22 protein-coding genes are annotated in these 24,137 nt (G+C 45.3%); 4 read left to right on the plus strand and 18 right to left on the minus strand.

Annotated elements, in window-relative coordinates; all coding sequences use genetic code 11:
- Window positions 1-3: 3 nt before the first annotated feature.
- The 3 genes from MH215_RS06735 to MH215_RS06745 all read right to left on the minus strand — a co-directional run bounded on the left by MH215_RS06735 (window position 4) and on the right by MH215_RS06745 (window position 3,616).
- Window positions 4-2,223: a class I SAM-dependent methyltransferase gene (locus MH215_RS06735; RefSeq protein ID WP_239289282.1), complete on the minus strand. Its 2,220-nt coding sequence runs from the start codon at window positions 2,221-2,223 to the stop codon at window positions 4-6.
- Window positions 2,224-2,256: 33 nt separating this feature from the next.
- On the minus strand, window positions 2,257-3,069 hold the full coding sequence (locus MH215_RS06740; protein WP_239289284.1) for a phosphotransferase family protein: 813 nt from the start codon (window positions 3,067-3,069) through the stop codon (window positions 2,257-2,259).
- A gap of 100 nt (window positions 3,070-3,169) precedes the next feature.
- Window positions 3,170-3,616, minus strand: coding sequence for a RidA family protein (locus MH215_RS06745; protein ID WP_239289286.1), 447 nt, complete (start codon window positions 3,614-3,616; stop codon window positions 3,170-3,172).
- A gap of 291 nt (window positions 3,617-3,907) precedes the next feature.
- Between MH215_RS06745 and MH215_RS06750 the strand changes: the two genes are divergently transcribed.
- Both MH215_RS06750 and MH215_RS06755 read left to right on the plus strand, forming a co-directional pair.
- A complete protein-coding gene (locus MH215_RS06750) occupies window positions 3,908-4,852 on the plus strand; it encodes a glycoside hydrolase family protein (RefSeq protein ID WP_239289288.1) in 945 nt (314 codons plus the stop codon).
- A gap of 142 nt (window positions 4,853-4,994) precedes the next feature.
- Window positions 4,995-5,447, plus strand: a complete 453-nt coding sequence (locus tag MH215_RS06755) for a hypothetical protein (RefSeq protein ID WP_239289290.1) — start codon at window positions 4,995-4,997, stop codon at window positions 5,445-5,447.
- 52 nt (window positions 5,448-5,499) lie between these two features.
- On the opposite strand, the gene MH215_RS06760 is transcribed toward MH215_RS06755, so the two are convergent.
- A complete protein-coding gene (locus MH215_RS06760; protein ID WP_239289292.1) occupies window positions 5,500-5,844 on the minus strand; it encodes a hypothetical protein in 345 nt (114 codons plus the stop codon).
- A 121-nt stretch (window positions 5,845-5,965) separates the two neighbouring features.
- On the opposite strand from MH215_RS06760, the gene MH215_RS06765 reads away from it, so the two are divergent.
- A complete protein-coding gene (locus tag MH215_RS06765) occupies window positions 5,966-6,364 on the plus strand; it encodes a hypothetical protein (RefSeq protein WP_056701040.1) in 399 nt (132 codons plus the stop codon).
- A gap of 218 nt (window positions 6,365-6,582) precedes the next feature.
- Here MH215_RS06765 and MH215_RS06770 read toward each other — a convergent pair whose 3' ends face one another.
- The 12 genes from MH215_RS06770 to MH215_RS06825 all read right to left on the minus strand — a co-directional run bounded on the left by MH215_RS06770 (window position 6,583) and on the right by MH215_RS06825 (window position 21,898).
- Window positions 6,583-9,759 (minus strand): bifunctional cytochrome P450/NADPH--P450 reductase, encoded by a 3,177-nt coding sequence (locus MH215_RS06770; protein WP_239289293.1) that lies wholly within the window; start codon window positions 9,757-9,759, stop codon window positions 6,583-6,585.
- Between the two features lie 403 nt (window positions 9,760-10,162).
- Window positions 10,163-10,888, minus strand: coding sequence for a LutC/YkgG family protein (locus tag MH215_RS06775; protein WP_239289294.1), 726 nt, complete (start codon window positions 10,886-10,888; stop codon window positions 10,163-10,165).
- Complete coding sequence (locus MH215_RS06780) at window positions 10,881-12,395, minus strand: LutB/LldF family L-lactate oxidation iron-sulfur protein (RefSeq protein ID WP_239289295.1); 1,515 nt, start codon at window positions 12,393-12,395, stop codon at window positions 10,881-10,883. Before MH215_RS06780 ends, MH215_RS06775 begins: the two co-directional genes overlap by 8 nt.
- Window positions 12,392-13,120 carry a (Fe-S)-binding protein gene (locus MH215_RS06785; protein ID WP_239289296.1) on the minus strand — a complete coding sequence of 243 codons (729 nt, stop codon included), beginning with the start codon at window positions 13,118-13,120 and terminating at the stop codon, window positions 12,392-12,394. Before MH215_RS06785 ends, MH215_RS06780 begins: the two co-directional genes overlap by 4 nt.
- 18 nt (window positions 13,121-13,138) lie before the next feature.
- A complete protein-coding gene (locus MH215_RS06790) occupies window positions 13,139-13,900 on the minus strand; it encodes a DeoR/GlpR family DNA-binding transcription regulator (protein WP_239289297.1) in 762 nt (253 codons plus the stop codon).
- Window position 13,901: 1 nt separating this feature from the next.
- Complete coding sequence (locus tag MH215_RS06795; RefSeq protein ID WP_239289298.1) at window positions 13,902-15,395, minus strand: rhamnulokinase; 1,494 nt, start codon at window positions 15,393-15,395, stop codon at window positions 13,902-13,904.
- Window positions 15,396-15,646: 251 nt separating this feature from the next.
- On the minus strand, window positions 15,647-16,141 hold the full coding sequence (locus MH215_RS06800; protein WP_239289299.1) for a DUF2500 domain-containing protein: 495 nt from the start codon (window positions 16,139-16,141) through the stop codon (window positions 15,647-15,649).
- Between the two features lie 127 nt (window positions 16,142-16,268).
- Window positions 16,269-18,071 (minus strand): oligoendopeptidase F, encoded by a 1,803-nt coding sequence (pepF, locus tag MH215_RS06805; protein ID WP_239289300.1) that lies wholly within the window; start codon window positions 18,069-18,071, stop codon window positions 16,269-16,271.
- Window positions 18,072-18,577: 506 nt separating this feature from the next.
- On the minus strand, window positions 18,578-18,934 hold the full coding sequence (locus MH215_RS06810) for a winged helix-turn-helix transcriptional regulator (RefSeq protein WP_056701025.1): 357 nt from the start codon (window positions 18,932-18,934) through the stop codon (window positions 18,578-18,580).
- Between the two features lie 287 nt (window positions 18,935-19,221).
- A complete protein-coding gene (hxlB, locus tag MH215_RS06815; RefSeq protein WP_239289302.1) occupies window positions 19,222-19,785 on the minus strand; it encodes a 6-phospho-3-hexuloisomerase in 564 nt (187 codons plus the stop codon).
- A gap of 4 nt (window positions 19,786-19,789) precedes the next feature.
- Window positions 19,790-20,422, minus strand: a complete 633-nt coding sequence (hxlA, locus tag MH215_RS06820; RefSeq protein WP_239289303.1) for a 3-hexulose-6-phosphate synthase — start codon at window positions 20,420-20,422, stop codon at window positions 19,790-19,792.
- A 393-nt stretch (window positions 20,423-20,815) separates the two neighbouring features.
- Window positions 20,816-21,898 carry a lactonase family protein gene (locus MH215_RS06825; RefSeq protein WP_239289304.1) on the minus strand — a complete coding sequence of 361 codons (1,083 nt, stop codon included), beginning with the start codon at window positions 21,896-21,898 and terminating at the stop codon, window positions 20,816-20,818.
- Between the two features lie 214 nt (window positions 21,899-22,112).
- Here MH215_RS06825 and MH215_RS06830 point away from each other — a divergent pair, with 214 nt between their 5' ends.
- Window positions 22,113-23,042: an AEC family transporter gene (locus MH215_RS06830; RefSeq protein WP_239289875.1), complete on the plus strand. Its 930-nt coding sequence runs from the start codon at window positions 22,113-22,115 to the stop codon at window positions 23,040-23,042.
- On the opposite strand, the gene MH215_RS06835 is transcribed toward MH215_RS06830, so the two are convergent.
- Window positions 23,020-23,607: a DUF2062 domain-containing protein gene (locus MH215_RS06835; protein ID WP_239289305.1), complete on the minus strand. Its 588-nt coding sequence runs from the start codon at window positions 23,605-23,607 to the stop codon at window positions 23,020-23,022. The genes MH215_RS06830 and MH215_RS06835 overlap by 23 nt on opposite strands.
- Before the next feature lie 59 nt (window positions 23,608-23,666).
- Window positions 23,667-24,125 carry an OsmC family protein gene (locus MH215_RS06840; RefSeq protein ID WP_239289306.1) on the minus strand — a complete coding sequence of 153 codons (459 nt, stop codon included), beginning with the start codon at window positions 24,123-24,125 and terminating at the stop codon, window positions 23,667-23,669.
- Window positions 24,126-24,137: the final 12 nt, after the last annotated feature.

Below are 24,137 nucleotides of genomic sequence, written 5' to 3' on the forward strand. Positions count from 1 at the left end.
GTGTCAATCCCTTCTCTTCTCGATCACGATTAGGCAGGTGCTATCTGGCAGTGAAGTCTCACGCCCTTGTTCATCCATGAATTCAATTCGTCCGCTAAGTGCTTCTGTGTATCCCTGTTGTAGGAAATGCTGCAATGTAATGATCTGCGCTTCATCGCCCAACGCCTCACGAATACATTGCTCATAGGCAGATGGTGTAAATACGCCAAATTGCTCCTGAATCTCGTGCACATAGGCTTCCTCACCCCAAGTGTATGTGTACAGAAACTCCATTGCATCATTGATCGGAAGCAGCACCTCATCCTCAGACAATGCTTCATACGTTATCTTCCGTCCTTGGAAGTCCTGCGTATATCGTTCCAACCAACGTATCCCGTCAGGCTCAAGAAACCGAATGCGACGCATCTGATCTACAGGTTCGGACATGACGCCGTCACGGATGAGGATGCGCCCACCAGGAGATAACACGTTAAACGAGCTTTGAAGAGCAGCAATCACCGTATCCTGATTGAATTTTCGACCATCCTGTTCAATATAGGAATACAATTCATGTAGAATCGATGAGAAAATTACAGTATCCACCGTTCCTGGCTGTACGTATTGATGCAACTGAAGTGCATCCCCTTTCATGACCTGCCAGCGATGACCTTCCAACTGCTTCTTACGCTCTAACGCTTCTATTACATTTGTTGAGATATCAATTCCGATCGGCTCCAGCTCAGGCTTCTCCTGTTCAATCAAGTCCAGTAATACCCCACCACCTGGGCCGATATCTAACACCCGTTTGCCTACCATATAATCGAGCAGAACTTTTTTGTAGTCACCCGAGCTATTCATATCTGCAAGATACGTCTCTTCATTATGAAATCGATCATAAGCATCACGCCGTAATCCAAACAGATCAAATAACAACAGCACAGCCTTGTCATACAAGGGTGATTTCTCTGCTTCAATACAGAAGGCAATTAACTTCTCGGCAGCCGGCGAAAATTCAAAATTTACAAATACGGTATCCGGTAATTCAGGGTTGTGCTCTACCCGATGAGTCAAATGAGGATATACGATCTCTTGATCTGATTCAATCTGCGCCCATGACCACTGATCCAGATACTTTTCAATCATTCTTTTCTTATACACATTCAGTTTCTTAACACCTTTGTAGTCGTAATACATGCTGTTCATCAAGGGTTCGAAGCTAATGTGTTGAACTAGCGAAACAGTACTTTCGTCGGTAGGCGTGGTAATATTGAGCGCTAGTGATTGGATCGGGACTCGATGTATGGTCAGCAGCAGAACCTTAATCATCTCCTGCAATGAAAAGTCCTGCAACGCGGACTCTACATACCACAAGGTTCGGTGTTCTAATGGCAATAGTGCCTGTTCTATATCCCACTCAGCTTGTATTGCTTGATAAGCGGAATATACATCCTCACCTCTGCGGATTGAAGCACTTCTCAAACGAGACAACCGTTCCTTCATTGCCCAATCCGGATGATCTGGCTCCGTCACGACCCAGCCTATAATTTCTTGTACTTCGCTACCCACCTGTTGCCACAATTCAGAATTAACGCCAGCAATAATGCATTCGTTCAATGTCATGAGAATGGTATGAAGCTCATTCTCTGATAGCCATCCTTTTGTAATAAACGTATGCAGCGGTGTGTTCTCAGCAAAAGGAATTTCCCCACGGATATACTGACCCACGAGTCCGTGGGTTGCAATTAGCGTTCGAATAATCTCATATCGTGTCGTGTGATGATTGGAGTTATGGGCAGCAGATTCAGTTGAAAGCTCATGCGGTAGATTGTTGTTATCACGAGCATGATTTATTCTTTCCTCACTGCTCACAAAGTGACCCTTGCTGTGGTACAGATCGTACAATTGTGCAGAACCGATGTTATGCACGAATAGATTGATACCCGCTCTCTGCCAAGCACGGCGTTGGTTCATCGATCCCGCTTTAGCAATTTCCGACCAAGCCAGCACTTCCTCCACAATTTCACGCACCCAAAACGACACTTCAAGTCGATCCAGCACCTGAAGCGTGCGTTCCACATAATCCAAAACGAGATTCGTTTCTTCAAGCTCCGCTATCGAATGAATACGTTCAAGATTAATGTTCACTTGCTCTGCTTCCACAAGCAGTTTCAGCCAGGGCTGCTGCTCTGCCTCTATGATGTGTTCTGATCTGAATAATTGAATGGCTTCTAAGGATTGCAGCATACAACTTTCACCTCGTTATGTAATGTCAATGAATCAGTCTAACAGAATCAGACGATCGTGTATAAAAGTAAGCACTCGCTCGGCCTCTCGTTCCGATAAGTGTTCATCCAGTCGAGCAGCTGCAACAGGTAAGACCCACGCGTCTATATCCTCCCAACGTAAGCCGGAGATTTGTAAATAATGTTGGATATACCGATCTACCAACGTATTGCGAGATGTTTCGAAACCTAACTTCATCGTAGGGTCGACATCTTCAGGCAATGAACCGCTCATTAATATTACCCAACTCCGAGCGACATCACCCGCTGGATCGCCCGACATGCCTGTCATCCAGTCAATCAGCCAAAGTTGATCTTTGGCTTCACTATACATGACATTATCATGGTGAAAGTCCCCATGACAAATCTGCTGGCGCTCAGGCAGGCTCGCTATATACATCATAATTCGTTCTTTATCTTGATCTGACAGGAGTGGAGCACGGTGAATTGAACCTATCAATATCTCTTTCTGTATTGGGAGCGTTCCCTCATGATCAGCTAGAGAATGTAGATCATAATGACAACGTGCCAAACGCGCTGACAGCTCCTCAATTAATTGAGCCTGCTGGATCATAAGCAACAACATTGTACTACCCTCAATCCGCTCGAATACGATACCGTTGCGTCCCTCACTTTCCACAAACGATTCAACTTGAGGTACATTTAATCCCTTTTCACGAACTAACTTGGTAATTCGAAACTCTCTTTGAACCGCATCCAATGGATAACCCATTTTGTACAGCTTCATAATTTGAGTAGGCGAATATTCATATACATCAGCGGTGTTACCTTGACCTAGTAGTCTCATGAGCGTCTCTCCCCAACTAACCGTGTTATGAACCGTTTACATTAAAATGTAAAGCTACAGGCTTCAGCTGCGAATAGGATTCGTTCGCTTTCGTTAACCTTTATTGCTCAACCTCAAAAATAGAATCAATAATTAACGGCAAGTTATCTCTGACAGACACGGCTCCAAATACAGAACGAGCATGAACCCCGCGTTCTTCAAATACATCCATCATGAGATCCGAAAAGCCATTCAGCACTTTGTGATGTTCCTGATAAGAAGCCGTCGCGTTAATAAAACCTTGCACTTTGATGACACGCTTGACGCGATCAAGTGAGCCGAGCACGTCCTGAACGACAGCCAAAACCTCAATGCCTGCATTTCGAGCAAAATTATATCCTTGCTCTGTTGAAAAAGCTTCGCCAAGCTTGCCACGTTCTTTTGTGTTTGGCCCTTTTCCGGATACATACATGATGCCATTCACAATGACTGCGTTTGCATACTTGGCTGCAGGTGCACTTGCTTGTGGCAATATAATACCTAATTCATTCAATCTCGTCTGAATCATTTTCATCTCTCCTATGACATTCTAATGATAGATAATCATCTACTCATTCCTAACTAAAATAAATATTAGCATATTTTTCCTTCCCATCGTACACGATGTTTTATTAAAAGAAAGTCAGAAGGACTACTACATAATATGTAATTTCATCACAACTTTAAATTAATACATATATTAATTCTTTATAATTGGAGTATCTATATTGTAATTCCATTCATTTTCTACTAGGATAGATTGAAGATATGGCTTAGTTGATTAAAATTATTCTGCTTTTATTCGATAGGAGGCGTAATAATGAGTGCACCTTTATTTCGAGATCCAATCTATGATGGAGCTGCCGACCCGGTTGTTGTATGGAATCATGTGGAACAAGCGTGGTGGATGATCTACACCAATCGCAGAGCTACGGCAGGAGGTCCCAAGTTCGCATGGGTTCACGGCACAGATCTAGGCGTAGCTTCTTCATTGGATGGAGGACAGTCCTGGACATATCGAGGTACTTTAACCGGGCTAGAGCACGAGTGGGGACATAATACGTTCTGGGCACCAGAGATTTTTTGGCATGATGGAATATATCATATGTATGTCAGCTACATCCAAGGCGTACCTCACGATTGGGCAGGTCATTCTCGTCACCTCTTGCATTACACAAGTCCGGATCTGTTGGCCTGGACATTCCATGGCACATTGAAGCTTAGCTCTGATCGTGTCATAGACGCTTGCATCTACCCACTTCCTGATGGACGCTTTCGCATGTGGTACAAAGACGAAGCCAACGGTGCTCATACCTATGCAGCTGACAGCTCTGATCTCTATCACTGGGATGTCATTGGCCCTGTAATAACAGGTTCAGCTCATGAAGGCCCTAATGTATTTCGATTCCGCGATTCGTATTGGATGATTGTGGACGAGTGGCGGGGACAAGCCGTTTATCGCTCGGATGATCTAGAGCAGTGGGAGTGGAACAATCGGATTCTGGATCAACCTGGAGTTCGAATGGATGATGGTGTAATCGGTCTGCATGCTGATGTGGTTGTTCAGGATAACGAAGCCTATATTTTCTATTTCACTCATCCTGACCGTGTTGAAGGTGTCGACCACGCTAGTGAGCCAGCTCGTCGTTCTTCCATTCAAGCTGCCAGGCTAGATCTCGTTGATGGCAAGCTCGTATGCCCAAGAGACGAGGAATTGAACATTCGTTTGCGGCCAGAAAATGAGTTGCGACACAGCTCCGTATAAGTAACAACAAAAGCCTAAACGAACCTGACTACAGGCACGTTTAGGCTCTTCCTCTTTTATCCATTATCTCAGATAAGCTTCTTATGTTATGATCAATAACTCTATCCATCTACGAGAATACATATATATAAGGGAATTAACGATGCATAAGATAAAGTCATCAAAATATATGATTGTGCTATTGTCGGCACTAAGCCTGATTATCCTGGCAAGCTACGTCTATGATTATCATGAGCTTCGAAACCATATCGAAGGATCTGCGAACCTTTCATATCATAACATCATCCTAACCATGACTGCTTATCATCAAGAGCTTGATCATTACATTCATAGTCATGACTCCACTAACGATACGAACCTCTACATTCTCGAAAATAATATCAAAAACATCTTCTCTACTTATGGTGTAACGATTAATCTAATTGACGGCATGGATAAAAAGCTGTACCTCGAGCAGCATTCCTTGTTCAAATTGTTTTTACAATTGCTACCACTGAATTATGCGGATTGTTCCTTACAGGAACTGAGGCATCTTAGTGGGCAAACAACAATCATTATTGGAGAGCTCCAGCGTCTGAAACAAGATACTCCATAATATATCATGCGGTGCAATCTAACTTTCCTCCATTGCAATCAGGGAAGCTAGCTTATGATTTACGTTCCCATGCCGGATGACGATAAAATTCGATGGTATCGATAAAGTTCACCGTATAATGCTCTTCAACCTCCGCGAGATTCAGCAATTTACGGTCGATCTCCTTCATGCCCATCACGACATCATGTCGAAGGAGATCCATTGCAATTTTGCCAACAAAACCACCATCAAGTTCCTTATACTTTGTACGAAATTCTTCATTGTAGATCAGTTCGGGTGTGAAGGATGCCTCTACAAAGGCATTCACAAGTGTAAGTACATTCTGTTCAATCTGCACAGCAATATAATAATTTCCACGGTCATCTCGAATGAGATCTTTGTACATTTCCACGATCATTTCAATCACTCCTTATGTCTGTTATCCAATTAGGTTGTTAATGAACATGGGCTAACCTATACTCACCCCTTGCCCCCATCCATTCATATATTAGGTATAAATGGAGAACGGAGGACTACTTATGAACAGGAAACCGCTTCATACGGGTAAAAGCCTTCAGCAACGATTGTCTGAACTTCAAGGAAAGCTCGCGGAGCTTAATGCTCCCCTGTCTGGTCTAGAGCCAGGTCGCATCTCGCGTGTATACACACGACATTTTATTAAAGTCAATCGGCAGTTGTTCATTCCACTTAGTCTTTATTCCATTCGTGTATTTGATATTCCTCCAACGTGTCGAGGTGTTCGTGTAGGAATTCGTACGGTCTTTCCGTCAGGAAATGAATTCAACAATATCCGACTGGTAGGTATAGGCCGAGATTACCTAGAACTACAGGGCAAAGGAAAATTCCCTTCCCGCATCCTGTTTCCCCTGAGCCAAGTGGAGTCCATTTATCGGTCAACAACACACAGAAAAAAATAAATACCACTGGCCGATTGTGAGATCAAAATATCAGAGCAGAGCTGAAGTATAACGTTGAAATTTGGTTCAACTCATGATGTATTGCTTGGTGTTCACAGGCCATAAAGAAAGCGGTGAGGAACAGAGCATTCTCTGACCCACCGCCTGTACATACATTATTACAACCTGCACGACTAAAATTCGAGCCTAATTAAAATGAGCGGTGTGGTTATGGATACTTAAATCCCTGTCCACACGTCCTTCGCGTAGCGCCCCTCTTGTTGTAAGCGATCGAGCCATGCATCAGCTTCTGCTGCTGTATGACCACCCACCTCAGCATATGCCTTCTTCAGCGTATCTTCCACATCCGGGGCCATTTTACTACCATCACCGCAAATGTACAAGTGTCCGCCTTGTTCCAACAGAGGAATTAACTGATGAGCGTCATCCCGCATTAAATGCTGTACGTAACACTTCTCTTGTCCATCGACGCGGGAAAAAGCTGTATGCAGCTGAACGAGTTGTTCCTGTTCCGCCTTTTCAAGTTCATTCTTGTACAAATAATCATGCGCTGGATTTCGACATCCAAAGTACAGATGACCCTCACCGACTTGTTGCCCTTGCTGCTTCATAACATGACGTGCTTGAAGGAAGCCGCGGAATGGCGCAACTCCTGTACCTGGCCCAACCATGATCACAGGAACCTCCGCACGCTCTGGCAATCTGAATCCTGACTCAGGTGTTCTAACGAACATCACAACCTCTTCACCTGGCTGGAGGTTTGCAAGATAGTTCGAAGCAATGCCTTTGTATTCTCCTTGTCCACTCCACGCTGGCGCACGTACCACACTAACCGTAATACTTGCTTGTTCAGGCTGAACACGTGGTGAACTAGATATGGAATAATATCTGGCTTTTAAGGACGGTAATAGTTCCAAGAATCGTTCAAACGGTAATTCACAGGCTTCATATTTTAACAAATAATCCAGCATCGAAATCCGTTTATTCCGTACTTCTGTCATGTATACGGACTCGTCCAATAGTGCCTCAAGCTCCTTCTTATGGGGAGGACACACCGTATATGCCGCTAACTCTCTTAATTGTGCTCGCGTTGCTGCTTCCTGAAGCTCAACACTGTGACTCAATAGATCATACAGGTTGACTGGCTGATGCAATGGCAGATGAGCTGCACTCCGACCTGATGCATCTAAAACGAGATGCTCTGTGCCTGTGAAGCCGTATCGCTGAAGTACAAGCTCTACGAGCTCTGGAGGATTCTGTGGCAGAATACCCAGATGATCACCTTCTTCATAAGTGACCCCTTCTGGTAGCTTAATTTCCAGATGGCGTGTACTCCGCTCGCTTCCAGCATCATGGAGCTCCCGATTCTCTAACACCTGAGCAACATGAGCATCATACGTTTCGGCAAGTGGCGTAACAGCGAGGCCGCTGACGAACTGCACGGATAACGAGCTACGTTCGCTATTTGAGCTTATGTTGAGCTTCAGACCCATCGTTCGAGCAAGATCAGGCCACAACTGTTCTGTCCAATCGCCTACCTGTTTCTCGAAGTCACCACTCGCATCACTTTCGCCAATTGGGGATACACGTTCTGCACCTTTCGAAGATAGCTGCTCATCGATTAAACGAGGGATCCGTTGATATGTGCTCGCCCAGTTATGGTCTCCACAACCAAGCACGGTGAACTTCACACCTTGGAATTCACCTGCATCAGCATGCTCAATCCAATCAATGAAAGCTTTAGCATTGCTTGGCGGCTGTCCGTTATAGGATGCACTAATGATGACAACGACGCCTTCCTTAGGCAACTTGCCTACTCGTTCATCTAGCGCAACAACCTCACTTCGGAAGCCCTGATATCTAGCATTATCTGCAATCTCGCGTGCAATGCCTTCAGCAGTACCCAGATTAGAGCCATACAGCACAAGCATAGGTGTGTGATGGGCATTAACAGCATCTGGCTCTTTTTTCTTCGCTTGAGTCGTCGTTTCCTCCATAACCACGCCTGGCACAGCCATCACGGGTTGTCCTCCGCGGGCACGAACACGAATCGTGAAGTTATCAGGCTTAAGTGTCAACGTCTCTTTTACTTTCAATTGATAGTCCGCATGATCGATCAGTTCAAAATGTTTCAAGACCATGCCCAGCACTAACGTAGCTTCTTGCAGCGCAAACTGCTGGCCAATACACGCACGTTGACCATTACCAAATGGTTTGTACGCATCGTGTGGTACCTTACTTGGATCTTCGAAACGTTCTGGTCGGAACTCCTCGACGTCTTCTCCCCACGCTTCCACATCCCGATGAAGCTTCGGAATTAGAACACTCACACTATCTCCTTTTTGTAGCGGATATTGCCCATCTAGAACGGTATCTTCCTTCGCATATAAGGAGAACGCTGGAGCCGTTGGCCACAGTCGCAGCGCTTCGTTCAACACCATACGTACATACTTCAGATTACGAACCTGATTGTACGTTGGAACTGGATCTTTCAATATTTGATCGGCTTCCGCTTGAGCCTTGGCCAGCTTATCCGGATTCTTCATCAGATAGTAAATTGCAAAGGATAACAATCCACTGGTTGTCTCATGACCAGCAATCAGGAACGTAATGATCTGGTACCGAATATTTTCGTCGTCCAGTGTCTCCCCAGTCTCAGGATCTTTGCCGCTGAGCATATGAGACAACAGATCGTCTGCCCCTTCTTGTGGCTGTTCTTTGCGCTCGGCAATGATATGATCCACCAGTGAGAACATGGAGCGAATATCCTGCTCGAACTGCTTTTTCTTCGTAATCATTAATTTGTCTTGCAGACGTAGACGCTGGAGTGAACTCATGGATTCATCTAGCGCACGTACCATACTTGTAATGAACGGATGAGGCTCTTCCCGGTAAAAGCTATTAAACCGATAATTGAAGCCGCACAATCCAATCGTGTCCAGTGTCAAGCGTGTCATATCATCAGGAACATTCACCGTCTCATCCGGATTCAGACGTGACCATTTTTGAACTAACTGCACCGCTAGATCAATCATTTTGTTGTGATACCCTTGCATTGCACGCTGGCTGAAGCTCGGAAGCAATACATTATGAGCCTTTTTCCAATTCGGCTCCTCCGTCCAGCTCGTGAATAAGCCATCTCCTGCAAAAGCACGCACCTTCGCCAGTGGTGCCCACACTCTTTTATCAAATTTGGATTCATCGGTTACCTCGGCTACGAGCTTATGGCCTGAAATATATAGCTCGCTTCGTCCGGGATAATCCATTCGGAAGATCGGGCCGTACTCCTCGGCTATTTTGACTAAAGATTGTACCGGCTCATCAAAATTTAACTGCGGCAGATTCCCTAGTGGGCCAAAGGTTTTGGGTTGTGGTACTGAAATTGATGACATCATGCTCACTCCTCTTTCCAAGTAATGAGTACTACAAGAAATAATGACTTGCTTAGACAAACCTAACTCACGATTCATACATTAGGTATAGCCGCATAACTTCATTCTCTGCAAATATTCACATTTAATCCAAATTACCGAAAAACAACAATTAGACTAACTGACCGAATCGGTATAACAGTCAATTTGGAGTAAAAAAAATGAGTCTCCACTCAGGGTATTTATGAAATGATTCGATAAATGCCCTTTCCTTCTCTCTTTTACCCTAACATTTCCAGCTCTAATCTTCAACAGTCTCAAAGTCATAGGACCATAGGACAACAAAAACTGCCCTTAGCAGACGATTAGCCGCTTCCAGACAGTTCTGAATAACATTATTAAGCTAGATATACTGTGATACAGATAGTTAGCCCATAATAAGTCCATAGACAATACCCGGTCCATGTACACCGATGGTCAGATCATTTTCAATATCCGACGAACGGCTCGGGCCTGAAATAAAATGAATACCCGCAGGAAGATTTTCTCGTCCAACGTCATCAAATCGATTCAGCGTTTCACCTAGTCTTGTATACAGGCGTTCGACCGGAATAATAATGATTAGAACCGTAGGAAGCAAACTAACCGATCTTCCTTTTTCAGGTGAAGACAGCACGGTAACAGATCCTGTATAAGCTGTCGCATAATCTGCCATAACTACGCCGATATCCGCTTCTGCAGCACGTGCTCGCCAGTTCTCATCTGGTTTCGTATTCCAGACAGATATTTGCACATCGGGGAGGGCTTGTTCGAGTCCCAAATCGGTCATCGCTTGCTCATTTTGTCTAATGAGATATTTGGCACCAAGCTCATTCGCTTTTGTTGTAATAAACTGCGAGGCTTCCTCTAAATTCTGAACGCGAGCGATATGCGCTCCCACACTCACAAAGTTTTCAGTAAACGCCTGAATACGCTTCTCCTCATCCCACTCCAGCTCATTCCAGAACGAAGGTGCACCACGGAACGGCTGCGTTGGAGCATATCTCTGTCTGGGTCTTCTTAATTTGGAAGCAATGTCATTCATGAAATGCTCCTGCTGCTCACGAGACTTCTTCTCTAATTGATCCAACCACTGCTGGTGTTCACTACTCATGCTTACCGCCTCCTTCCGTACGTTCACGCAGGATCTGCTCCATGCGATTCTGGACGGATGCATCCATCTTCTTCGGCTCCAGATTCATCTCTTGATCCAGCTTGTTCCATTGTTGCCGGAAGGAACGTTTCGCTAGACTCGGTGCAACCCGGTAACTATTCCATCCTTTTAGCGGGCCGATCTTAAGTGATATACCGTTGTTACGTACAACTGCTTTCTGACCTAACTGTCCGAGACGTAAGGCCGCGCTGAATCGTTTGGAATTGGATACAACCGCGGCGAATCCTTTCATGCCTGCACTTTCAAGCTTGTTGCCATGACCTTCTTCCACCTTGCGTCTACGTAAATACACGAGCATATCATGGAGCGGAATTTTGACTGGGCACGCCTCATAACATGCTCCGCACAAACTTGAAGCACTTGCAATATCATTCCATTCATCAATGTTGCCATTCAATGCAGGAGTCAGCACAGCACCGATTGGCCCACTATATGTTCCCCCATAGGCGTGACCGCCGATATGACGGTAGACCGGGCAAGCATTGAGACAAGCACCGCAGCGAATACAGTTCAGCAATTCCTGAAATTCTGGGTCACCGAGCTGGAGGGAGCGACCGTTGTCTACAATAATAATGTGCATTTCATCTGGGCCATCCCCATCTTCACTACGACGAGGACCGGTTATACCAGACATATACATCGTAAGCTTCTGACCTGTTGCCGAACGTGGCAATAGCGTAGCCATCACTTCCAGGTCTGTCCACGAAGGAATAATCCGTTCCATTCCCATCAGTGTTATTTGTGTTTTGGGTACCGTGGATACCATGCGAGCATTACCTTCATTTTCAAATAGCACCATAGACCCTGTCTCTGCGATGGCAAAATTACAGCCTGTCATGCCAATCTCAGCTTCAAGGAACTTCTCACGCAGCTTTTTGCGAACAAAGCCAGCAAGCACGGTCGTGTCCGGCTCTAGAATTTCGCCTGCTTCTTTGGACAAGAGATCAGCAATCTGGTATCGGTTCTTATGAATGGCGGGAATAACGATATGAGATGGGGCTTCACCGGCCAATTGGATGATGTACTCACCTAGATCCGTCTCAATCGCCTCGATTCCTGCCGATTCCAAGGCATGATTCAAATGAACTTCTTCAGAAACCATGGACTTAGACTTCACAACAGAAGCAGCATCGTTATGAGCCGCGATATCAAGGGCAATCGCAGCCGCCTGTGCGGAGGATTCTGCAAAATGAATATGAACTCCGTTTGCGCGTGCATTGTTTACGAATTCATTCAGATAATAATCCAAATAAGCGATCGTATGCAGCCGAATCTGACGTCCGCGCTCGCGCCATTCATCCCAGTTACCATGCTCCTCGGATGCCGACTTCTTCCCATTACGTAAACGTTCGGTCGTGAATTTAACGGCTTTACGTAAAAAATCATCGTTCAACGCTAGTTCAGCACGTTCCTTTACCGTAACATCCATTACACCTGGCTGGCTCATCCGGTCTGCACCCCCTCATACAGCAATTCGGCCAAGTGCATCACACGCACCGGTTCGTTGCGATATCGCAGATTGCCTGCGATATTCATTAGACACGCCATATCAAGTCCAACTAATACCTCAGCATCTGTTTCTTTGATATGATCCACTTTCTCTGTAACCATCGCTCCAGAGATATCAGACATTTTGATAGCAAACGTACCCCCGAACCCGCAGCAATCTTCACTGAACGGGAGCGGAACAAACTCCAATCCTTTTACCGCAGATAACAGAGCCATCGGTTCATCTTTTACTCCGAGCAGACGGCTACCGTGACAGGATGGATGATAGGTTACCTTATGTGGGAAATGTGCTCCGACATCGGTAATCCCTAACACTTGGACTAGGAATTGTGTGAATTCATACGCCTTCGCTTCCAATCTTTTGGCCTTCTCCAGCCATTCTGGTTCATCGGCAAATAGCTCAGGATAATGATGAATCATATACGTACATGAGCCTGAAGGACACACAACAAAATCACTGTCATCAAACGCTTCCAAAATCGTTCTGGCTGCGACCCGTGTCTCATCCCAATAGCCACTATTATAAGAAGGCTGACCACAACACGTTTGTACAGGTGGGAAATGCAATCGAACACCATGAGCGGCAAGTAATCTAACCATCGCTTCTCCAACACGAGGATAGATGGCATCACTTAGACAGGTAATAAACAAGGAGACTTTCATGATTACGCCCTCCATCTCTTAAACAATCGTTAATTCTATGTTATGTCCACTCAACCGATCTATAAGATCGTTGGCTAACGGCTGATCTGTAATGATCGCGTGAACAGTACCAAGCTCAGTTACACGAGCAAAAGCACGAACACCGAACTTGCTTGTGTCTGCAAGCAGAATAACTTGATCCGATATAGCAACCATCTTCTGCTTCAATCTAGCCTGAAGCTCATTGGACTCGCTAATACCTCCGCTCTCCAGATGAACGCCTTTGCAGGACAAGAACAATTTATCGACGTGGTACGTCTCCAAAGAGCGCTCCGCCAGTGGCCCTACAAAAGACAACGAACGTCCAGCCAACTGTCCTCCTGTGGAGATTACTTCGATTCGATCCTTACTACTCAGCTCTGTGGCTACTTGGATCGAGTTAGTTAACACCGTAAGCGGAATATCTGGCATATTGGCGGCCATGTAACCTGCCGTTGTACTGGCATCTAGCAGAATGCGATCACCGGGGCAAATCATGGATACCGCTGCCAAGGCAATCCGTTTCTTTTCTTCCGCATGCGTCGTTTCCCTCACCCGATATGGAATCTCTGGTTGATCCTCCTTGATGCTAACCGCCCCACCGTGAGAACGTTTCAACCGTCCGGCTTGTTCTAATCGATCCAGATCGCGACGAATGGTTTCTTCCGTCACACGGCAATGTTCACTCAGTTCGGATACACGCATACTGCCGGTTGCATTAACCAACTCTACAATCCGGTCATACCGCTCTGCTGCTAGCATGTTACACCTCGCTCTCAGATTGAGCCCGGAATGAATCTGTGATGCGTATGAATCTGCCGTACGCTTCTTCCCAAGTTATCCTGTCTTGAGGTTCATACGTTGTAATCGGGAATGAATCACGGATGGCTCTACGAGCTTCCCAAATATCTTTAAAGGCTCCACTTGCCATCCACTGCACCGCCATGTTTCCGATTGCACTCCCCTCTGCGGGGCCAGCCCATACCGGTTTGCCTATTGAATTCGCTGTCCACTGACATAACAGATGATTCTGAATACCGCCACCCACCATATGCAATCCATTAAAAGATTGTTTGGAGAGCTGTTCAGTCCACCCGAGCACTCTTCGATACTTCAGTGCAAGACTCTCCAAAATCGCACGAGCAATCGCGCCTTGATCTTGAGGTTGCGTCTGCCCCGTATCCCTGCAATATTTTTGTATGCGTGTGGTCATATCGCCAGCAGCAAGGAACAGGTCATCATCCGGGTCAAAAAGACTCGCAAATGGCGTCGAGCGTTCTGCTTTCGCTAACAATTCAGCATAACTAATCGCTTGTCCTTGACGCTCCCACTCACGCATGCACTCCTGTAATATCCAAAGTCCCATAATGTTCTTGAGTAAGCGGAACGTCCCTCCTGCCCCGCCTTCATTCGTGAAGTTCAACGCCAAGCTCTCTGCGCTGATGGCCGGTTGATCAATCTCAGTGCCCATTAATGACCACGTTCCACAACTAAGATAAGCAAATGAACGCTCCGTAGCAGGTACCGCTACAACGGCTGAACCTGTATCATGCTCTGCAACTGCAATCACCGGAATGGCGGTAATCCCAAGATCACCGCAGATGCTGTTTCGAACCTGACCTATATGCGTTCCCGGCATCACGACCTCACCGAATAACTTATCGGATATGCCAATATGCGCTAACAGCTCATGATCCCATTGAGCCTTTGTTGGGTTATATAGCTGAGTTGTCGTAGCATTCGTAAATTCATTCACAGCTTCCCCTGTCAAAAAGTAACGAAGCAGATCCGGTATCATCAGAAAGCGTTCTGCTTCATTAAGCAACGGCGATTGATGGCGACGAAGTGTAGCTAACTGATATATCGTATTAAAACTAAGAAATTGAATTCCCGAACGTTCGAATATTGCCTCCGGTGTTAACTCTTCACGCACCTGCTCCATCATGCCGTTAAACTGTGCATCACGGTAATGATACGGATTACCTAACAGTTCACCATGACTACCTAGCAACCCAAAATCCACAGCCCAAGAATCGATAGCCAAGCTCTCTGGCTGCTCTCCCGACTGCTTCACTAGATTCAATCCTGCCAATATCTCATGATGTAACCGCAGGATATCCCAATGCATTCGCTCTCCAACCTTCACCGGTTCATTCTGGAATCGATGGATTTCGAGCGTCTCAATGCCTCGATCATTCAGATGCCCAAGAAGCGCCCTGCCACTGCTTGCGCCAAGATCATACGCCAGTACACTCACGGCTATATACCCACCTTTCTATATCATTGTATAATGAGGAATTTCTTTATCTGGCGTTTCTCTGTCAATCGCTGACTTCATTTTTCTGTACTTTGGTATGCGTTTTGTTGTTTGTTTATTTTTGTTTTATACTGTTTAGCTTTATTTTACGAGTATATCATTGTTGTAAGCGTTTGAATACCCTGTGTTTCTTTCTTTTTGCTGAATACAAAAAGACTCCTTTCACCTTGAAGGAGCCACCATTCTCTTATTCACGTATAGAAACGTCCAGTACTGATCCCAGACTGCTGCTGTAGATCTCGTTCAAAATGCTTAAATCTAGTTCCCTGGTAAGTAAGCATTCCCTGATCTCTTTCGACCAAAGCTCCATAATCACTTCCTCCAACCATCAGTTCAATACGTTCCGCGTTATCCAGTTCAAAGGTCACGTAATAATAAGTTGAAGCTCTGCTATTTCCTCCGCCTCTTACCTGTGTCCGTTTCGCCACGATTGTGGAATGTAATGTGAGCAATGCAGCAGCATTGTTGGCTGACCAGGTGCGTAAGTTAGAAATAATCACATAAGCAATAATTCCCGCAATTCCCACAAACACCACACCAAACATTATTGGTATCCATGCGCTCAGCATCTCGAATGAGCCAAATCCTGAAAAGAAACCGCCTTGACTGCCCTCAAATCCTGGTACACCATTCATGTCGCCAAAGACACCGAACCCATCCATAGTTAATGTACCAGAGATGAACATTTACGTTGTAAACTCATTCATCATCGTTCCTTTCGCTAGAAATGAGATGCACCGCCTCCAATTTCAAGGAGACGGTGCATGTAATTAACCTACTTACCTTGTCCGTCCATATACTATATGACCCTAGTTAGGAATACAGACGTTCGAGTTCATCGACCAGACTGCCAACATAAGTTACAGCCGAGCGAATGGGTTCTGGCCCGGACATATCCACACCAGCAAGCTTCATTAATTCCTGCGGATCAAGGCTTCCACCCGACTTAAGTGCTTCGAGCCAGCGATCCACTGCAGGTTGTCCTTCTTCACGTATACGTACAGCGGCGGCAGTGGATGCAGTTAGGCCAGCCGCATAGGTGTATGGATATAATCCCATGTAATAATGAGGTTGTCTCATCCAGGTCAGCTTCGCACCTTCGTCAATGACCAGTTCCGGCCCCCAGAACTCGGAGAGAATATCACCTTTGAGCTGGCTCAGGGTTTGGGCCGTAATCGGTTGATCCTTAGTCGCTAGAGCATAGACTCGACGCTGTAATTCCCCTTCTAATAGATGGGTAACAAAGTTATGATAATACGTATTGAGAAGCTGCAAAATAACCCAGCGGCGCATTCGCGGATTGTCGGAACGTTGCAATAGATGGTCTGCGAGCAACATCTCATTCATTGTCGAAGGCGCTTCTATAAAATATAAAGAAGGTCTTGTGTTCGTCAGACGCTGGTAGCGCCCAGCAAGCATGAAATGTCCGGCATGTCCCACTTCATGAGCAAGTGTGAAGGCTCCGCGCATGTTATTCGCCCAAGAGATGAGAATATAAGAGTGTGCACCGTAGATCGAGGAACAGAACGCTCCCGTGGATTTACCTACGTTATCCGCATAGTCTACCCAGCGATCATTGAACGCCCGCTCTACAATCTCACCATACTCTGGTCCCAGAACAGCAAGTGCTTCTTGGATTAACTTACATGCTTCTTCATAGGTTATCGCTGGACTGAATTCTGGATCAAGAGGAGCCTTCAGATCACAGAACATTAACTTGTCCAAGCCGAGTTCTCTTTTCTTAAGCGCAGCAAGTCTTCGCATATGTGGAGCGAGTTCCGTCTGGATAATATCCAGCACATTGTTGTACATTTCTTTGGTCACTTGTTGTGAATTAAGGAGCATGTCCGTCACATCATCATAACCCCTTAACCGAGACATCACGACCTGTTTCTTCACTTCAGTAGCATAACCCTCAGCAAACGTATTTTTGTAATCGTTCAGCTTGGCACTGAATGCCTTATAGGCTGAGCGACGTAGCTTCGTATCCGAAGACATTTCATAATTATTCTCATAAAAAGACCAAGACAGCGGACGATCGTTGTCTTCCTCATCGAGCGCATCATCGAACTTCATATCCGCTAATTTACCTCGCAGATAGATCCGGTACGGTGAGTCCAATACCTCGCCAAGTGAAGCGAGTACCTTTTCGGTCTCAGGAGATAAGCGATGCTTTTTGTCTTTAATTAATCGATTCAGACTGCGAGCATACGGCTGTAGACCTGGAAGCTCCTGCGTATAACGTTCCACTGTACCTTCAGGAAGATCTGTAATCTCAGAATGAACAAAGGACAACGACGATGACAAATGAGAGAGGATGTCCCCTGCTTTCGCAGAATTCTCAATATTCTCAGGATTCGTACTATCCTCTGACTGCTTCAGTCGAGCATACGAAGCAGTCTTCACGATCCGTTCCTGAAGTGCTTCTAAGGCGTCGAGACAAGCCAATAACTGCTCTGCACCTTCACCTAAGCGACCTTTGAATGTTTCGACATGTGCAGCTCCTTCTGGGAGAGAATTAAGCTCTGCTTCCCATTCTGCATCGGTTGCAAATAAATCTTGCAAATTCCATGTTGTTTCCTCCATGACTTCAGCGCGTGTACGTATTTTTTCCATCGTTATTCGTTATCCTCCTTACATTTCCAATATCTCTCATCCTATCATATTGAGAACAACTATACCTGACATCTCCTAAATTGAGACTTTTGATTCAAATTTTGTTCAATATAAATTGAACAAAAGGATATTTACACTTACCACTCCGATGACAGAATAACCTTCCGATTGCTGTTATCCCCAGATTTTTTTTGATTCCCTTTTCCAAAGGGAAAATCCGGGGATAGTTTATGCTTTCGAAGTAGCTTTCTTGCAGAAAGCTTTCGGCTGAAAGCTCCGCTTCTCTATGTTATTTCTGTCCTCTCCGTTCTCGTGTAAATGTTTCGTTCAATTTATAAAAGCAACATCAATTCTCAGGCTATGTTCAGAACGTGAAAAAATCGCAGGGTTATGGACGTGCTCCATACAAACCCTGCGATTGAAGTAATTTCTATACTATTTTCAAACATATATATATATTCGACGTAAGTATTGAACGATCCAGAGGATATTGCTTACGGAGGCAATTATGCCTTCCAGATGACATTCTCACCATAGTTCTTACCCCAGTTATACATTGCATGTAGCACTGGCATCAGACTCTGTCCATGGTCTGTAAGAGTGTATTCTACACGTGGAGGTACCTCAGCGTACACTTTACGTTCAATTAATTGATCCTCTTCTAGTTCACGTAGTTGGTTGGTCAGCATTTTTTGCGTAATGTGAGGGATCAGTCGCTTCAATTCACTGAAACGTTTGGTACCTTCCAAACCTAAGTGCCACAAAATAATCAGTTTCCATTTGCCGCCAATCACAGCCAGCGTTAGTTCCTTCTCACAGTTAATCTCTTTCAGGTTAATCCGTTCCTTGACTTCGGATGCCATTCACCGAGCCCCCTATCTCCAAATCGTATATCGCGAACATAAACCTATCGCATGCACACTGCACACACGAGTATGCTCGTCGTTTCATACATCATATTAAGTACATACCTTTAATAAAGCTTGTTATTAATTCTACTACAGCAGGGACAAGATGCAAAGTCAGATGAAAAATCAGACTGCTGATTACCTCCAAGGAAAAAGACCGGAGCCTTTGCATTCAAAGGTTTCCGGTCTTCCATCGATCTATTTATTACTATTACAATTCATCGAACACGATGACAAATCTACTATTCTAGGTTAGCGTGCCGTCCAAACATGTCTGCTCCGGTCATACTCTTCATTTCCATCAACGTAAGAACCAGTGCATCCATGCCTAGTAACAATCCCTGTTCAAACAAGGAACCCATTGGCTGAATGGTGACATCTGCTCCAGCAGTGGCAGTATCCTCTTTGGCTGAAGCTGGAATGCGTACGACAGCATCCGCTATTTGCCCGATCGTAGACTCTGGTTTAATGGTAATCAGACCAACAGGTGCTCCAGCTTTATTCGCCTTTTGAGCCATTGCTGTGAGACTGCCTGTCTCCCCTGAGCCAGAGCATAGCAACAAAAAATCTTTTGGACTAATGCCTGGTGTAACAGTCTCACCTACAACATAGACCCTCAGACCCATCTGCATCAATCTCATGGCAAAAGCTTTACCCATTAGCCCAGATCTACCTGCACCTGCGACAAAGATCTGTTCCGCTTCCAGAATATGCTCAGCCATCGCCTGCATTTGCGCATCGTCGATCTGGCTTAACGTACGCTCCAGCTCCTTCAGGATATCTGCTGCGTATTGGTTTGTGCTCATCCGCTTACCCTTGGTGAACAAGACGTTGCATTTCAGCTGCAACTGCTGCTTTGTCATCCTGACCTGTAATTCCGCCACCAACGATTACGAGATCCGGTTGTGCTTTGATTACTTCTGGAAGTGTGTCGAGCTTGATTCCACCCGCTACAGCTGTTTTTGCATTTTTTACAGCACGTTTGATCGTTTGCAGATCTTCAAATGGGCTTTGTCCTGCTGCTTGTTGGTCATAACCTGTGTGTACACAGATGTAGTCAACGCCAAGAGCATCAATTTCACGTGCACGTTTTTCAAGGTCAGGTACGTTGATCATATCAACCAGAACTTGTTTGTTTTGTTTTTTAGCTTCTTCAACAGCACCTTTGATCGTCATGTCGTTGGTTGCACCAAGGACAGTTACCAGATCTGCACCTGCTTCAGCAGCTTTCATAATTTCGTAACCACCTGCGTCCATAATTTTCAGGTCAGCAAGAACTTGCAGATTAGGGAAAGCTTCTTTCATTGCTTTAACAGCGTGCAATCCTTCGTTAATTACGATTGGTGTACCAATCTCAACGATATCAATATATTGTTCAACTTCTTTAACAAGTGCGATACCATCAGGGATATTAACGAGATCCAATGCGAGTTGTAATTTCATAATTTATTTCTCCTTTGTTTTTCAAATATGAGTATGGCGTACTTCCTGTAAAGTGACTCTAAATGTTTAACTTGCACCATTCCATCTGCTTCGATGCATGCAAAGTTTGGTTGTTGCTACTCATTTATTGTAGACCCTGACTATCTATTCTGGAAGTACGCACTTTGAAGTGAGGTAGTTACTTGCACGATACTATTAATAAATTTACGTTGTTATGAGAACTTTAAATCAATTTTCTACTCCATCCATTGCGTCTAAAGCGAACAAAAAGAGACCACTCCTCTTTAGAAAAAGGAAGTGATCTCTTGAACATCCCTGTAATATGTTTAGGCAACGGATGAGATAAACCAATCACACCAATGCCTAGATCAGGACAATCAGCCTACATGTAACTTACAGATATACTGGCTTCACACATACCGGCTTGGATACACCTGTGCTGTGTCCTGTGTATTTCAAACGTCCGCTCTCTTGATCTACAGTGAACGTCACGATGTTGTTTGTGTCACGGTTAGCTGCAATCAGCAATTTACCGTTTGGAGTCAACGCGAAATGACGTGGGTGTTCACCCTCTGCCGATACGTGCTCCACCAGTTTCAGATGTCCAGCATCAGCATCCACAGCATACACAACGATGCTGTCATGACCACGGTTGGAACCATAGACGAAACGTCCATCGTTAGAAACCGTAATTTCAGCTGTTGTATTCTCCTTACCGTCATAACCATCTGGCAGTGTAGATACCGTAGATACTTCTGTCAACGTACCCGCAGCCGCATCATAACGGAAAGATGTAATCGAAGAATCCACCTCATTGATTACATAAGCGAATTGACCGTTTGGATGAAACGCCAAGTGACGTGGGCCTGCACCCGCGTGAGTTTTCGTTTCACTGTGCAGTACCAATTCATTCTTGTCTGCATCAATGGAATAGATTGCAATTTTATCTGCACCGAGATCTTGTACCATCATATATTTGCCATCAGGGCTGAAGAATGCAGAGTGTACATGTGGTTTGTCTTGACGTTCAGGATGTGCGCCTTGACCTTCATGTTTCTTCTCATCCAATAGCTCACCGATTTCGCCGTTATCCGTAACAGCTTGCAGACCAACCAATCCACCGTGGTAACTCGACAGAATCAAGTAACGTCCGGATGGGTCGCGCTGGATATGACAAGGAGGAGCGGAAATGGAGTTTTTGCGGTTCAGCAAGGACAACTTGCCTGTCGCAGGATCAACGCTCAGTGCTACCGCTTCAGACATTTTGTTTCCTTCAGCAGAAGTTGCTTCACCGATTGCATACAGCTTGTTGCCTTCTGTATCAACATTAACAAACGTTGGGTTCTTCACCCCGGAGATGCCGTCCAGCTTCGCCAGACTTCCTGTATCCTCATTCAATTCATATGCATAAATGCCCTCATTCTCAGCTTCGGCATAAGAGCCAGTCAGTACGATCAAGCGTTTTGATTCACTCATTATAGTTTCCTCCTCTATGTGTATGTAATCTTGTTGCACCTCTTCTATAATAAATCTGTCATATCAAAATAGCAATCCACCCTCTCTCCAAGCACTGGAGACAAGCCATACTACTAGTACGCGAATGCACCCCGATTATAGCCAATCCATTCATCCTAGGAAGCATTTCTGATATGATGAGAGAGGTTTGACATCTAGAAAGGACTGAACAATGTTGTTGCACTCATTTATGCTGACGCTCTATCACGTTTTTCTCCCGATCTCACTTCCTGTGATCGCAGGTCTTCTGCTCAAACGATTCAAGAATTGGGACACAAGGCCACTTTCAACCTTTTCCCTTTATATTTTGAGCCCAGCCCTTATCTTTGATACATTGCTTCACGCCGAGATTACATGGACAGACGTGACGAGCACGCTCTGGTTTTCGATTATTAATCTAGTCGCCCTCTGGCTTCTTGCCGAATTATTGAGCCGACTCTTTCAGTTAGGTGCAAGCGAAAAAGCGGGACTCACCCTCGTATCCACGTTTACAAACTGTGTGAATTACGGGCTCCCGCTTGTGCTATTAGCCTTTGGTCAGCTTGGACTAGACAAGGCTTCTGTTTATGTGATTGGACAGATGATAATTGTGAACACATTAGGTATCTTTTTTGCAGCACGATCTGAATTCACAGTCCGAAAGGCTATGTTGTCCGTCTTTCGTATGCCTTCAATCTATGCGGCAGCTATCGCCATTGTCCTTCGTGCAAACGAACTACGATTGCCCGAAGCATTAGATGGAGGTATCTCAATGATTGCAACAGGATACGCTCCGGTCGTACTTGCCATCCTTGGAGCACAAATGCTGCGTCCCCGCGGATCAACAGAGCCGTGGCTTCCGAACGTTCGCCGTGCCTTTTGGACAGGACTTATCGTACGTCTAGCTGCAGCTCCTATACTGTCCTACTTGATCCTTCGTGCGCTTCAAGTTGAGGGAACGTTGTTCAGCGTGCTATTGATCCTATCTTCCATGCCAACGGCAGTAAACGCAGTTATACTCGCTGAACAGTTCAATGCCTCGCCTCAGTTTGTATCCCGCTGCATTTTATGGACAACCGTCGCTTCCATGGGCATACTGCCTATTATGATTGTGATGGTTTCCTAATTAGCACAGCAGTCGATGGAGATGTCGCCGCTTGATGGCGTTTCTCCAATCGGCGTTCATACCGACGCTTTAGCGCCCTTACATAGAAGAATTTCACGACAAAATAAGAAATCAACCCCAGCGTTGCCCCAAAGATCGACATACCTGCCAAAATATCAAGTCCACCTAACAATAGCTCGCTCAGAGCTGACCAATTCCCACGGAACAATTCCATCCATGCACTTTCATGCACAATCCCATTTCCCATGCTATGTGCCGGCAAGATCCAAGAACCAATCTGCTTCGCAAGCGGCATTAGAATGATGGGTAAGAATGTAAGCTTGCCAACAACATTCCCTACAATTGCGGCTGGTAAAGACCCACCTGATAACCGAACAATCGGATAGAACACCAGATAAATTAGCGATGCAGTAGAAATAACGATCAGTTCCAATCCAAACCCTATGGCGAACCCCGTCGATACTTTGTGAGCACCACCTGGAGCACGTAACAATTTGAGAAAATTCAGCTTCATGGCACGTCCCAAACGTGCAAATCGGGTAGTCTTATTTTTCTGTATGCTCATACTGAACTTCCCTTCATCTTACCCAAAATGACAGCTAATGCCGTCTATACTACTGCTGGTCACACCGTACCTACACTTGCTTTAACAATTACGGGCTCCGTTTCAATGATTACATTTCCTGCTACAGCTCTTGATATCATACAAGATTCCTCTGCCTTGTGAGCCAGTCGCTCTGCCTTCACTTCATCAGACTCGGCGGCATCTGCTTGCAGAACAATTCTAGGTCGATGCACAATTCGCTCATACGTAAAAATGTTATTCGTGACATCCACCGTTGCCTCTGATTCCAGAGTCAATTCATGAGGTGTAATATCAGAACGCTCTAACATCGCTGCCAGCGTAATGACGTAACAAGTAGCGGCCGCTCCGAGCAACATTTCATCTGGGTTCGTGCCTGTTCCCGGGCCACCCATCTCCTGTGGAATGGAGATAACGGATTTCAATCCGCCAGCATCAATATGTCCCTCACTGTTGCGTCCACCATTCCATACAGCCTTTAAGTGAAAAGGATGCTTCATTACACATTCATT

It is taken from the genome of Paenibacillus sp. ACRSA (genome assembly GCF_022346845.1).
In the GTDB taxonomy this organism is placed as follows: Bacteria; Bacillota; Bacilli; order Paenibacillales; family Paenibacillaceae; genus Paenibacillus.